Source organism: Georgenia faecalis (assembly GCF_003710105.1).
GTDB classification, from domain to species: Bacteria; Actinomycetota; Actinomycetes; order Actinomycetales; family Actinomycetaceae; genus Georgenia_A; species Georgenia_A faecalis.
Genome location: NZ_CP033325.1, coordinates 279,793 through 293,088 on the forward strand (window position 1 = coordinate 279,793; position 13,296 = coordinate 293,088).

Below are 13,296 nucleotides of genomic sequence, written 5' to 3' on the forward strand. Positions count from 1 at the left end.
AGGGCGGGCCCTACGCTGGGATCGATCTCAGCGGCGCCTGCCGCTCGACCAGGGGAGGGTCATGGGGCACGGCGTCCACCTGCTCGCCTACGCCGACCGGTTCGGCGGGTCGCTCCCCGCCCTGCGGGGGCTGCTCGCGGCCCCGCCGCTCGACGTGTTCACCGGCGTCCACGTCCTGCCGTTCTTCCTTCCGTTCGACGGCGACGACGCTGGGTTCGACCCCATCGACCACACCGTCGTCGACCCCCGGCTCGGCTCCTGGGACGACGTCGCGGCCCTCGCCCGGGTCCGGCACGTCACCGCCGACCTCATCGTCAACCACGTCTCGGCCGCGTCGCCGGAGTTCCGCGACTGGCTGGCCCTGGGCGAGGCCTCCGCCCACGACGGCATGTTCCTCACCTTCGACACGGTGTTCCCCGGCGGCGGCACCGAGGCGGACATCACCGCCTTCTACCGCCCGCGCGCGGGTCTGCCCTTCACGCCCTACCAGCGGGCCGACGGCACCCGGCGCCTCGTGTGGACCACGTTCATGCCGACCCAGGTGGACCTCGACGTCCACCACCCGGCGGCGCGCGGCTACCTCGAGCACGTCCTGCGGGCCCTCGCCGGCGCCGGGGTGCGCACCGTGCGGCTCGACGCCGTCGGGTACGCCGTGAAGACCGCGGGCACGGACAGCTTCATGACCGCGGCCACGCTCGAGTTCGTCTCCGAGATCGCGGCGATGGCGCACCGCGCGGGCCTCGAGGTGCTCGTCGAGGTGCACGCCCACTACACGCAGCAGCTCGCCATCGCCGAGCGGGTCGACCTCGTCTACGACTTCGCGCTGCCGCCGTTGCTCCTGCACAGCTTCGGCACGGGCACCGTCGACCGGCTGGTGCGCTGGCTGGAGATCCGCCCGACCAACGCCGTCACCGTCCTCGACACCCACGACGGCATCGGGGTCATCGACGCCGGTCCCAGCGGCGACCGGCCCGGCCTCATCGACCATGACGAGATGGCCGCGATCTTCCGTCGCGCCGAGGCGGCGACCGGCGGGATCTCCGCCGTGGCCTCCCAGCAGGTGGCGTGGGCCCGCCTGCCGCACCAGATCAACTCGACGTTCTCCAGCGTGCTCGGCGCCGACGACACCGCCTACCTCACCGCCCGGGCGGTCCAGCTCTTCCTCCCGGGCCGCCCGCAGGTCTACTACGTCGGCCTGCTCGCCGGGGAGAACGACGTCGCGCTGTGGGAGCGCACCCGCGTGGGCCGCGACGTCAACCGCCACCACGTGGCGCCGGGCGAGGTGGAGGAGGCGCTGGAGCGCGACGTCGTCCGCGGGCTCCTCGCCCTGGTCCGCCTGCGCACCGAGCACCCCGCGTTCGACGGGGAGTTCCGCTACGCCCAGACCGGGGCTGACGGCCTCGAGCTGGTGTGGCGCTCCGGCGAGGCCCGCGCCCGCCTCGCGGTGAGCGTGGCGGGCGCCCGGCCCACCTTCGCGCTGGAGTGGACGACGGCGGAGGGCACCCGCCGCGCGACGTCCGTGGCGGAGCTGGCGGGTTGATGCCCGGGCGGTGCGGCGCCCTGGTTCCATAGCCCTGTTGACGCACCGCCCCACGGCCGACGGCGAAAGGACCCGCAGTGATCACCCCGCCCGCGTTGCCCGAGCGGCTCGACGCTGAGCTCGGCGCCGTCGTCGGCGACCTCCTGCGTGCCGCGACCGACGCCGCGACGGCTCCGGTCCGGCCCTCCGACCCCCCGCGGCCCGCGGTGCCGGGCGCCGTCGCCGTCGTCGCGCACCGCGGAACGGTGGTCGCGCGGGCGCGCTCGGGCTACGCCGAGCTCTTCGACGCCGACGGCGCGCTGCTGCCCGAGGCGCTCCGCCGGCCGGTGGGGGACGTCTTCGACCTCGCCTCGCTCACCAAGCTCCTCACCACGACGGCGGCGCTCGTCCAGGTGGACGCGGGGGCGCTGGACCTCGACGCCGCGGTCGCTGACGTCGTGCCCGAGTTCGCCGACGCGGCGGCGGATGGGCCGGCGCGCGGGCGCGTCACCGTCCACCACCTCCTCACGCACACCGCCGGGCTGCTCGACGTGCTCGACCTGTGGCGCACCGACGGCGACCGCGCGGCGCGCGCCCACCGCGTCCTCGCGGCGCCGCTCCTCAGCGAGCCCGGGACCACCCACCGGTACTCCTGCGTCGGCTTCCTCGTCCTCGGGCTCCTGCTCGAGCGGCTCACCGGCCTGGACCTGCCTGCGCTCCTCGCCACCACGGTCACCGGCCCGCTCGGCATGACGTCCACGGGGTACTCCGTCGCCCCGGGCGCCGTCGCCGCCGCGACGGAGCACCAGGTGGACCCGCCCCGCGGGATGGTCCGCGGCGCCGTCCACGACGAGGCGGCCTGGGCGCTCGGTGGGGCAGGCAACGCCGGCGTCTTCAGTACGGCGGAGGACCTCGTGCGCCTCGGCGAGATGGTCCGCGCCGGTCGCCCGGCCCTGCTCAGCGGACGCGCGCGGGCGCTCCTGCGAACGAACGTGCTCGGCCCCGAGGAGACCGCCCGCGTCGGGTACGGGCAGGCGCTCGGGTTCCGGGTGGGCGACGCGTCCGCCCTCGGCGAGGCGGACCCCACCGCGATCGGGCACACCGGCTTCACCGGCACCTCCCTCGTCGTCGACGCCCGGAACGACCTCGTCGTCGTGCTGCTGACCAACCGGGTGCACCCGGCGCGGACAGCGTTCGACGTCGGGCCGCTGCGGGTCGGCGTGGCCCGGGCGGCGCGCGAGTGGGCCGGGCGGCACTGACCGCCCGAGGGGTGCCACAGGGACGGCGGCCCGGCGTTTCGGCACGATCGCGAGGGAGGGGCGGGGGAAGGTGCGCGCGTGCCGCCGTCGGGCTCCGCTGACAGACTGCCGATCATGACGACGAGCACCTCCCGGGCGTCCGCGGCGACGTTCGCCTCCGCCTACGACCACGGCTTCGCGCGGATCGCCGCGTGCACCATCCCCCTCGCGATCGCCGAACCGCTCCGCAACGCCGAGGCCGTCCTCGCCGAGGCGCGGTCCTGCCACGACGAGGGCGTCGCCGTCGCCGTCTTCCCCGAGCTGTGTCTGTCCGGGTACTCCATCGAGGACCTCTTCCTCCAGGACCCCGTGCTCGACGCCGTCGACGAGGCCGTCGACGCGGTGGTCCGCGGCTCGGTCGACCTGCTGCCCGTCATCGTCGTCGGCGCCCCGCTGCGCCGGAACAACCGCCTGTACAACACCGCCGTCGTCGTCCACCGGGGCGAGATCCTCGGCGTGGTGCCCAAGTCCCTCCTGCCCACCTACCGGGAGTTCTACGAGCGCCGGCACTTCGCCCCCGGCGACGACATGCGTGGGTCGAGCATCACCGTCGCCGGCCGGGAGGTGCCCTTCGGGCCCGACCTGCTCTTCGCCGCCGAGGACGTCCCCGGCCTCGTGCTCCACGTGGAGATCTGCGAGGACCTGTGGGTCCCGGTCCCGCCGAGCGCCGAGGCGGCCCTCGCCGGGGCGACCGTCCTGGCGAACCTCTCCGGCAGCCCCATCACCGTGGGCCGCGCCGAGGACCGGCACCTCCTGTGCCGCTCGACCTCCTCGCGGTGCCTCGCCGCCTACGTCTACGCCGCCGCCGGCATGGGGGAGTCCTCGAACGACCTCTCCTGGGACGGGCAGACGATGCTCTACGAGAACGGCGTCCTGCTCGCCGAGACGGAGCGCTTCCCCGACGGCCCGCGCCGCTCCGTGGCCGACGTCGACGTTGACCTCCTGCGCCAGGAGCGCATGCGCCAGGGCACCTTCGACGACAACCGCCGCATGCACGCGGCCCGCACCGACGACTTCCGCACCGTGCGCTTCCGGCTCGACCCGCCGCGTGAGGACATCGGGCTGCTGCGCAGCGTCCACCGCTTCCCCTTCGTCCCCAACGACGCCGAGCGCCTCGCGCTCGACTGCTACGAGGCGTTCAACATCCAGGTCTCCGCGCTCCAGCAGCGGATGGCGTTCATCGGCGAGCCCACGCTCGTCATCGGCGTCTCGGGCGGCCTCGACTCCACGCACGCCCTCCTCGTCGCCGCCCAGGCCATGGACCGTCTGGGCCGGCCGCGGACCGACATCCTCGGCTACACGCTCCCGGGCTTCGCCACGAGCGAGCACACCAAGTCCAACGCGTACGCGCTCGGCGAGGCGCTGGGGATCTCCTTCGCGGAGATCGACATCCGCCCCGCGGCCCTGGAGATGCTCGGCCAGATGGGCCACCCCTTCGCCAAGGGTGAGCCGGTCTACGACGTCACCTTCGAGAACGTCCAGGCCGGCCTGCGCACCGACTACCTCTTCCGGCTCGCCAACGACCGTGGCGGCATCGTCGTCGGCACCGGCGACCTGTCCGAGCTCGCGCTCGGCTGGTGCACCTACGGCGTGGGCGACCAGATGTCCCACTACGCCGTCAACGCGGGCGTCCCCAAGACCCTCATCCAGCACCTCATCCGCTGGGTGATCTCCGCCGGCCAGTTCGACGAGGAGACGGCGCAGATCCTCCAGTCGGTGCTCGACACGGAGATCACCCCGGAGCTGGTCCCGGCCGGGGAGGACGAGCAGGTGCAGAGCACCGAGGGGACCATCGGCCCCTACTCGCTCCACGACTTCACGCTGTTCCACGTCCTGCGGTACGGGTTCCGGCCGAGCAAGATCGCCTTCCTCGCCCACCACGCGTGGCGCGACCCCGACGCCGGGTCGTGGCCGCCGGGCTTCCCCGTCGACGAGCGGTACGGCTACGAGCTCGCCGAGATCCGCCGCTGGCTCGAGGTGTTCCTCAAGCGCTTCTTCGGCTTCGCCCAGTTCAAGCGCACGGCGATCCCCAACGGGCCGAAGGTGATGGCCGGCGGGGCGCTGTCCCCGCGCGGGGAGTGGCGCGCGCCCTCGGACGCCACCGCCCGGGCGTGGCTCGCCGAGCTCGAGCGCGTCCTGCCCTGACCGGGCGCGGGCGCCGGCGCGACTCGCGCCGACCTGCTGACGCCGGCTGGCACGAGGGTCGGCCGGTGCCCGTCGTCGTCGCCATACCCGGGGGCTGGTGACTATCGCGCGGGTGAGTCGTACCGTCTGACGCAGGAGAGGCGGTGGTGCGGATGGAGCTGCGCGTGAGCTTCGGGACCCCGGGCGAGACGAGCATCGCCGTCTCCGGCGACCTCGACGTCGAGTCGGCCGCCACCTTCGGCCCCCTGGTCATGGGGGTGCACGGCCTGTTCGGCCCCGACGCCTCCTACGACTTCACGGGGGTGGTCGCCCGCGACGCGGCGGGCCGGTCGACGCTGGGCCAGGTCGCGCACGAGTTCCGGGAGCACGGCCTGCTCGTCGCCGTGCCGGTGGACGGCGACGCCGCTGGGACGGACCGGTCGGGGTACCTGAGCGCCTGACCGACGACGGCCTGGCCGTGCACCCGCACCGCGTCAGGGCTCGGCGGCCCAGGCCTGCTCGAAGAGGTCCGTCGGCCCGAAGTTCTCGGGCTTGAGCAGCAGGGCCACGTGCGGCGTCCCGGTGGCGACCGTCCACGGCACCCCGGGGCTCACCGACTCCCCGACGTGGAGGGAGCGCACGCCCAGGGCGCGGGTCACCGCTCCGGAGGTCTCCCCACCGGCGACGACGAGCCGCCGGACGCCGAGGTCGCGCACCGCGCGTGCCGCCACCTCCGCGAGCGCGCCCGAGACGAGGCGTCCCGCGTCGTCGGGTCCGAGCCGGTCCTGGTAGGAGCGCACGCGCTCGGGGTCGCTCGGCGCACAGACGAGCACCGGCGTCCCGGGGCGCTCGCGGTAGGCGGCGCGCAGCTGTCCGGTCACCGTCTGCACGCAGCGGGCCCGGCCGCCGTCGAGCGGGTCGACGACGAGGCGCACGCCGGTGAAGGCCGCGAGCTGGGCGTGCGTCGCCTCGGACAGGCTGCCGGAGACGATGAGCCGCTCGCCGGGCTCGACGGGCGGGGCCTCGCAGGCGGCGGCGCGGACGGGCGGACGCGCCCGGGCCAGCGCACCGGCGAGGCCGGCGCCGCCCCCGACGAGCGGCGGTGTGCGGGCGCTGAGCAGGGCCTGGGCGAGGACGTCGAGATCGGCGTCGGTGAGGGCGTCGACGAGGACGTGGGCGTCACCGGCGAGCGCGGCGTCCTGGACGGCCCGCGCGCCCTGCTGGACGGTGCCCCAGCGCACGAGCCGCACCGGGGTCCGGGTCTGCGGGGTGAGGACGCGGACGAGGTCGGGGTCGCGCATCGGGGTCAGCGGGTGGTCGCGCAGGGAGGACTCGGACAGCAGCCGGCCGTGCACGAACAGGTGCCCCTCGTACTGCGTCCGCCCGGCCGTCGGGGTGGCCGGTGTGCCCACGCTCCGGATCGGCGGGGCGTTCGCCCCCCAGCCGGCGACCAGCTCGGCCAGGGCGTCCGCCACGGGGCCGATGTTCCCGTGCGGGGAGGAGTCGAACGTCGAGCAGTACTTCTGGTAGTAGGTCCCCACGCCGCGGTCGCGCAGCCACATCGCGCCGGCCCGCGCCTGGCCGCGGGCGTCGTCCGGAGCGGCGTTGCGGATCGGCAGTCCGATGACGACGACGTCGCACTCCGGGAGCGGTTCGAAGAGCTCGGGCACCCCGAGCTTGAGGACGGTGGCGTGCCCGGCGGCGCGGACGGCCGCGGCGACGTCGCAGGCCCCTGTGACGTCGTCGGCGATGATCCCCAGCCAGGGACTCATCCGACCTCCACCTCGTCGACCGTCACCCCGATGATCTCCCCGACGGACCCGTCCAGCCACTCGGGCGGGTGGTCGGTGAGGACGACGTCGACGGCGCCCATCGGGGCGAAGCGCACCGGCGCCCGGACGCCGGCCTTGGTGGCGTCGACGAGGAGGACCACCCGCGCGGCGGCGCGCAGGAGCGCCCGCTTGACCTCGGCGTCGAGCGCGTTCGCGCTGTAGAGCCCGTCCGGCCCGTAGCCGGCGGCGGACAGCAGGACGACGTCGACCGCGAGGTCCTCCGCGGCGGCCCGGGTCAGCGGCCCCGCGAACGAGCGGGTGCCCGGGACGTAGGTGCCCCCGAGGCCGATGACCTCCAGGTCGGTGCGGGCGGCGCACGCGTCGAGGACGGGCAGGGAGTGGCTGACGACGGTGAGGCCGGCGGGCAGCGACGGTGCGACGCCGGCGACCGTGGTCCCGGCGTCGAGGGCGACGCTGTCCACCCCGGCGAGGAGCGGAAGGGCAGCCGCGGCGATGGCGCGCTTGGCCTGGGTGCTGCGGGCGCGGCGGTCCTCGAACGGCGCGCCGCGGTGGGCCGGCGCGGGCAGGCTCGCTCCGCCCATCACCCGGCGGACGCGTCCCTGCTCCTCGAGCAGGCGCAGGTCGCGCCGGATCGTCATGTCCGAGACGCCCATGGCGTCGGCGAGCTCCGCCGAGGAGACGTACCCGGCGGCCGTGAGGCGGCGGAGCAGCTCCTCGCGGCGCTGGGGGGCACTGGCGTAGCGCACGTGGTGATTGAACGCGGGGCCACGGCGGATGTCAACGCGCGGACACTCTCTTGCGCAAATGTTCGATCGTGAACAGACTGAGGTCATGCGGAGCCTCGGCGTCGACGTCGGGAGCACGAACGTCAAGGCCGTGCTCGTCGACCTCCCCGACGGCGACGCGCCCGTGTGCGTCGTCCGGCGGGCCGCGGCGCCCACGCCCGACGGAGGCGCGGCGCTGATCCGCACCGCCCTCGCGCTCGTCGCGGACGTCGCAGGCGACGACGATGTCGTCGCCGTGGGCGTCGCCTCGATGGCGGAGACCGGCGTGCCGCTGGACGAGGACGACGCCCCGGTCGGCGACCTCCTGCGCTGGGACCCCCACCGCGCCGCCGACCAGGCGCGGGCGCTCGCGGCCACGCTCGGGGCCTCCGCGCTGTTCCGGGAGACCGGCGTGCGCCCGGGCGGCAAGGCGCCGCTCGCCACGTGGGCATACCTGCGCGAGCGGGAGCCCGCCCGGTGGTCGCGGATGCGCCGCTGGGCCGGTGCCGCGGACCTCGTCGCGCTCGCCCTCACCGGCCGGCTCGTCACCGACCACACCCTCGCAGGGCGGACCATGGCCTACCGGCTGCCGGCCCCCGGCGGGGCCCTGGAGCCGGCCTTCGACGCCGAGCTGCTCGCCGCCGTCGGCCTGCGCCCCGAGCAGCTCCCCGAGGTCGCCCTCCCCGGCGAGCTCGCGGGGCGCGCCCGCGCCGGGGGCCCCGTGCCCGCGGGCACCCCGGTGGTCGTCGCCGGCCACGACCACCCCGTCGGCACCTGGGCCGCCGGGATGCGCGCGCCCGGCGACGTCGCCGACTCCCTCGGCACCGCCGAGGCCGTCGTCCGGGTGCTCGGCGCGCGGCCCGACCCGGACGCCGTCGCCGCGGGCGGGATGAGCCTGGTGCGCACCGTCGGCGGCGAGGACGAGGCCCTCGTCGCCGGGTCGTCCAGCGCCGGCGCCCTCGTCGCGTGGTGGCACGAGCGCCACGGCGGCGGCGAGGACCTCGACGCCCTGCTCGCGAGCGCCGCCGCGCTGCCCCGCACGCCGGCGTCCCCGCTCGTGCTGCCCTACCTGCGCGGCCGGCAGACGCCCGCCCCGGACCCCGGCGCCACCGTCCGCCTCCTCGGCGCGCCCGCGGACCGGGTGGCGCACGCCGCCGCACTCCTCGACGGGCTCGCGCTCCAGGCGCGCTGGATGCTCACCGAGCAGGCCCGCCTCGCCGGTGACCCCGCCGGCACCGACCCCGCCGGCGACGTCGTCGTCCTCGGGCCGCCGGGCGCGACGCCTGGCTGGCCGCGAAGGCCGCCGCCGGACCCGCCCGCCTGCGCCGGGTGCTCGAGGACGAGCCCGTGGCGGCCGGCGCCGCGCTGCTCGCCGCGCACCGGGCCGGCCTGGCGCCGCCGCGGACGCTGCAAACCGGACCCGTCGCGGGGACCCCCGCACCCACCTACGACGCCCTCTACGACCGTTTCGTCACCGCTGCCCTCGAAGGAGCACCATGACCGCCCCCACCCTCGACGCCATCGCCCGGGCCTCCGGCGGCCTGGCCATGGTCGCCATGGACCAGCGCGAGAGCCTGCGCACGATGTTCGCCGACGCCGGCGAAGGCCGCGTCGACGACGCTCGCCTCGTCGACTTCAAGCTCGCCGTCGCGCAGACCCTCGGGCCGCTCGCCTCCGGCTTCCTCATCGACCGCCACTACGGCTTCGACCAGGTCCGCTCCGAGGAGTACCTGCCCCGCAGCACCGGGCTCATCCTCGCGGCTGACGCCCTCACCCAGCCCGACGGCGGCCCCGTGGAGGAGACCTCCCTCGACGACGCCGTCGTCTCCGGGGAGACCGACCTCGCCGGCGTCGCCGCCCTCAAGCTCCTCATCATCTGGCGGCGCGACGCCCGCCGCGCCGAGCGCGTGCAGCTCGCCCGCGACTTCGTCGCGGCCGCCGAGCGCCTCGGCGTCCTGTCCGTCCTCGAACCCGTCGTGCGGGCCACCCCGGACGAGCTCGACGCCGGCACCTGGGACGCTGACGCCGCCATCCGCGAGGCGGCCACCGAGCTGTCCGTCCTCGGCCAGAGCCTGTACAAGGTCCAGGTCCCCCGGGCCGGCAAGGGCACCCCCGAGGAGCTCCGCGCGGCGTGCGGCGCCCTCGACGCCGCCATCACCGGCCCGTGGGTGGTGCTGTCCCAGGGCGTCGACCGCGAGGACTATCTCGGCGCCGTCACCGCGGCGTGCCAGTCCGGTGCGAGCGGTTTCCTCGCCGGCCGGGCGCTGTGGAGCGACGTCGTCGGCGCCCCCGACGTGCGTGCCCGGCTGCACGAGGTGTCCGTGCCCCGCCTGGAGCGCCTCGTCGAGACCGTCGACCGCTACGCCCGTCCGTGGGGCCAGGCATGAGCCGGCCCGTACGGCTCGGCCTGGTCCACACCGTGCCCGCCCTGGCCCCGGCCTTCACGGCGATCGGGGCGGAGCTCGGGGCCGACGCCGAGCTGGTCCACGTCGTCGACCCCTCGCTCCTAACGCGTGTCATCGCCGGCGGGGTCACCGACGACGTCGCGGCCGACGTGCGGGCCCACGTCCGCCGCCTCGCCGACCTCGGCGTCGACGCCGTCCTCGTCACCTGCTCCTCCGTCGGGGAGTGCGCCGACGCCGCCGCGGAGGGCGCCGGCGTGCCGGTGCTGCGCGTGGACCGCCCGATGGCCCGGCGCGCCGTGCAGCTCGCCGCCGCCCCCGGCCGCAGCGGCCGGATCACGGCCCTCGCCACCCTCGCCTCCACCCTCGGGCCCACCCGCCGCCTCCTCGACGCCGAGGTGGCCCGCGCCGGCGCCGGCGTCGCGGTCACCGACGACGTCGTCGCCGGGGCGGCGGACGCCCGTGCGGCCGGCGACCAGGCCCGTCACGACGCGCTCGTGCGCGCGGCCGTCGTGCGGGCCGCCGCCGACAGCGACGTCGTCGTCCTCGCGCAGGCCTCGATGGCGGACGCCCTGCTGGCCGAGCCGCCCGACCTGTCCGGCGCGGTGGTCCTCAGCTCCCCGCGGACCGGCCTCGAGGCCGCCCTCGCGGCGGCGGGAGAGGCAGCGGGGGCGGCGGCGGGGGAGCGGGCCTGATGGGCGAGATCCGGGAGGTCCTCCTCGTCGGGCACACCCACCACGACGTCGGCTACACCAACAGCCCCCGCCTCGTCGACGCCGCGCACCGGCGGGTCGTCGGGGAGGTCCTCGACCTGTGCGACGCGCACGCCGCGCCCGGCCCGGACCAGATGCGCTGGACGTTCGAGGCCGCGCGGCCGGTCCTCGAGTTCGTCCGCACCGCCGCCCCGCGGGACGTCGAGCGGCTCCGGGCGCTCGTCGCCGCGGGGCGCGTCGCCGTCACCGGCGGCTACCTCAACATGACCCAGCTCCTCGGCGAGCACGAGCTCGACGAGACCTACGACCGGCTCGGTGCCCTCACCGACGCCGGCATCGGCGTGCGCACCGAGCAGCACGGCGACGTCAACGGGATCGCCTGGGGCGCCGTCCCGGCGATGCGCCGCGCGGGCCTGGACCGCCTCGTCATGGCGCTCAACCCCGACCACGGGCGGCCCCCGTTCACCCAGCCGACCGGCTTCTGGTGGGAGGGCCCCGACGGGAGCCGGGTCTTCGTGTGGCTGTCCACCCACTACGGGTACGGGGAGGAGTGGGGGATCGTCGACGGGGATGTGGCCCTCGCCGAGGCGAACGTCGGCGCCTTCGTCGCGGCCCTCGAGGCGCGCGAGGACTACCCCTACGACGTCGCCGTGGTCCACGCCGGCAACGACAACCGGTGGCCGACCGCCCGCTTCCTCGACGTGGTGCGGCACTGGAACGCCCGCCACCCCGAGCGGCCCATGCGGACCGCCACCATCGACGAGGCGCTCGACCGGCTCGTTCCCGTCGCCGAACGCGCCGACGTCCCCGTGGTCCGCGGGGAGTGGTCGGACTGGTGGTCGCACGGGCACGGGTCCACCGCCCGCGAGGTCGCGCTGTACCGGACGGCGCGTTCGCACGCGCTCACCGCCCAGGCGTCCCTCGCCCTCGCTGCGCTGCGCGGCTCCTGGGACGCGCCGACGTCGGCGGTCATCGGCTACCGGCGGGCGCCGGTGCGGCTGCGCACCCCCGAGGAGGTCACCGCCGACCTCGAGGCGGTCGACACCGAGCTGCTCCTGTTCTCCGAGCACACGTGGGGCTCGTGGGAGAGCTACTCCCGGAGGGACTCCGACTTCACCTACTCCTCCTTCAACGCCAAGGCGGCGTTCGCCGCCGGCGCCTTCGACCTCGGCCGCGACCTCGCCGTCGAGGGCCTGTTCCGGCTCCTCGACGCGGGCGATGGCAGCGCCGACCCCGCGGCGCCGGGCGCCGGGGCGGCGCCAGCCGCGACCACGGTGGTCGTCCTCAACCCCACCTCCCACCCGCGCACCGAGCCGGTCCTCGTCGAGGTCGGCGGCGCGGACGAGCGGGTCCTGCTCGCCCGCGACGTCCCGGCGTTCGGCGTCGCCGCCTGCGAGGTGCCCCCGGCCGCCGTGCCTGGCCCGGCGACCCGGGTCCTGGCGACCCGGACGCACCGGCTCGTCGTCGACCCGGCGCGCGGCGGGGTCGTCTCCCTCGTCCACCTCGCCAGCGGGCGTGAGCTCGTCGACCCCGAGGCGGCGCACGGCCTGGGCGCCGTCGTCGTCGAGCAGGTCCCGGCGGGCAGCGACCACCCCATGGTCACCGTCCCCAAGGCCTTCCACCCCGACCACCCCGGCCCCGACTTCGTCCGGGCGCCCGCCCGCGGCGTCGGCGAGCCGACGACGGCGTCCGGCCCCGGCTGGGCCGAGATCACCTGGCACGCCCAGGGCCCCACGCTCGACGACGTGACGACGACGGTGCGCCTGTACGACGACGTCGACCTCGTGGACGTCACCGTGCGCCTGGCCAAGCCCGAGGTCCGGGAGCCGGAGAGCGTGTTCGTCACGTTCCCGTTCGCCGTCACCGACCCCGGCTTCCTCCTCGAGACCGCCGGGGCCGTCTACCGGGCCGGGGCGGAGCAGCTGGCCGACACGAGCATGGACTGGTACTCCCTCCAGCACGCCGCCGCCGTGACCGGCACCGACGGCGGGATCCTCTGGGGGACGCTGGACGCCCCGCTCGTCCAGCTCGGCGCCTTCCAGACCGGCCGGTGGGCCCGTCGGCTCGACGCCCCCACCGGGCACGTCCACAGCTGGGTGATGAACAACCTCCACTTCACCAACTTCCGCGCCGCCCAGGGCGGGGTGGTGACGCTGCGGTACCGCTTCCGCGCCGCGGCGGCCCCGACACCCGCCGACGTGCGCCGGTTCGGCCGCGACCTCCTCCTCCCGCTCACCGCCCGGGAGGTCCCGGACGCGCAGGTGGCCGCGCGCGCCGCGGCCCTGGGCGCCGAGCACCTCCACGTGGAGCCGTCCGACGCCGTCCTCGCGGACCTGCGGCCGGGCCCCGACGGGCGCTCCGTGCGGGTCCGCCTGCGGGCGGTCGGGGACGCCGTCGACGCGACGTTCACCTGGCGGGGCCCGGGCCGGGTCGTCGTCGACGGGGCCGCGGACGGCGGCCGGGTCCCCGTGCCGGCCCACGGCGTCGTCGACGTCGAGCTGCGCCGGGTGCAGCCCTCGGAGGAGGGACCGGCGCCGGGCGGGGAGCGGCTCCCGGCGGAGCCCGGTGATCTTGCCCGGGCGGACCTCGCGCCCGGGTCGTAAGGTCAGGCCGGGCGGCGATCCGTGGCCGGATCGTTAGGTCGAGCCGTTGACCGGTCCTGGGGATGTGGGTACGTTCTCAG

Annotated in this window: 10 protein-coding genes and 1 pseudogene; 9 read left to right on the forward strand and 2 right to left on the reverse strand. The window is 76.2% G+C overall.

Features of this window, described 5'->3' with window-relative positions:
• Positions 1–61 precede the first annotated feature (61 nt).
• From gtfA to EBO36_RS01225, 4 genes are all read left to right on the forward strand, one after another.
• Complete coding sequence (gene gtfA / locus EBO36_RS01210; protein ID WP_122823015.1) at positions 62–1,540, forward strand: sucrose phosphorylase; 1,479 nt, start codon at positions 62–64, stop codon at positions 1,538–1,540.
• 77 nt (positions 1,541–1,617) lie between these two features.
• Positions 1,618–2,778, forward strand: a complete 1,161-nt coding sequence (locus tag EBO36_RS01215) for a serine hydrolase domain-containing protein (protein ID WP_164471267.1) — start codon at positions 1,618–1,620, stop codon at positions 2,776–2,778.
• A 114-nt stretch (positions 2,779–2,892) separates the two neighbouring features.
• Positions 2,893–4,962, forward strand: coding sequence for an NAD(+) synthase (locus EBO36_RS01220; RefSeq protein ID WP_122823017.1), 2,070 nt, complete (start codon positions 2,893–2,895; stop codon positions 4,960–4,962).
• Between the two features lie 164 nt (positions 4,963–5,126).
• On the forward strand, positions 5,127–5,402 hold the full coding sequence (locus EBO36_RS01225; RefSeq protein ID WP_127573339.1) for a hypothetical protein: 276 nt from the start codon (positions 5,127–5,129) through the stop codon (positions 5,400–5,402).
• Positions 5,403–5,435: 33 nt separating this feature from the next.
• On the opposite strand, the gene otnK is transcribed toward EBO36_RS01225, so the two are convergent.
• Together otnK and EBO36_RS01235 are read right to left on the reverse strand one after the other, a co-directional pair.
• Positions 5,436–6,713: a 3-oxo-tetronate kinase gene (gene otnK, locus EBO36_RS01230; RefSeq protein ID WP_122823021.1), complete on the reverse strand. Its 1,278-nt coding sequence runs from the start codon at positions 6,711–6,713 to the stop codon at positions 5,436–5,438.
• Positions 6,710–7,480 carry a DeoR/GlpR family DNA-binding transcription regulator gene (locus tag EBO36_RS01235; RefSeq protein WP_164471268.1) on the reverse strand — a complete coding sequence of 257 codons (771 nt, stop codon included), beginning with the start codon at positions 7,478–7,480 and terminating at the stop codon, positions 6,710–6,712. Before EBO36_RS01235 ends, otnK begins: the two co-directional genes overlap by 4 nt.
• Positions 7,481–7,769: 289 nt before the next feature.
• Between EBO36_RS01235 and EBO36_RS15960 the strand changes: the two are divergent.
• The 5 genes and pseudogenes from EBO36_RS15960 to EBO36_RS01265 form a co-directional block, all read left to right on the forward strand.
• Positions 7,770–8,666, forward strand: a pseudogene (locus tag EBO36_RS15960) (FGGY family carbohydrate kinase); the annotation flags it as partial.
• 161 nt (positions 8,667–8,827) lie between these two features.
• Entirely contained in the window at positions 8,828–8,998 is a 171-nt protein-coding gene (locus tag EBO36_RS15540; protein ID WP_244925327.1) for a hypothetical protein, read from the forward strand.
• Entirely contained in the window at positions 8,995–9,885 is an 891-nt protein-coding gene (locus tag EBO36_RS15545) for a hypothetical protein (RefSeq protein ID WP_122823027.1), read from the forward strand. Before EBO36_RS15540 ends, EBO36_RS15545 begins: the two co-directional genes overlap by 4 nt.
• Entirely contained in the window at positions 9,882–10,595 is a 714-nt protein-coding gene (locus tag EBO36_RS01260) for an aspartate/glutamate racemase family protein (RefSeq protein WP_122823028.1), read from the forward strand. The genes EBO36_RS15545 and EBO36_RS01260 overlap by 4 nt, the downstream gene beginning before the upstream one ends.
• On the forward strand, positions 10,595–13,216 hold the full coding sequence (locus EBO36_RS01265; RefSeq protein WP_122823029.1) for a glycoside hydrolase family 38 N-terminal domain-containing protein: 2,622 nt from the start codon (positions 10,595–10,597) through the stop codon (positions 13,214–13,216). The genes EBO36_RS01260 and EBO36_RS01265 overlap by 1 nt, the downstream gene beginning before the upstream one ends.
• Positions 13,217–13,296: the final 80 nt, after the last annotated feature.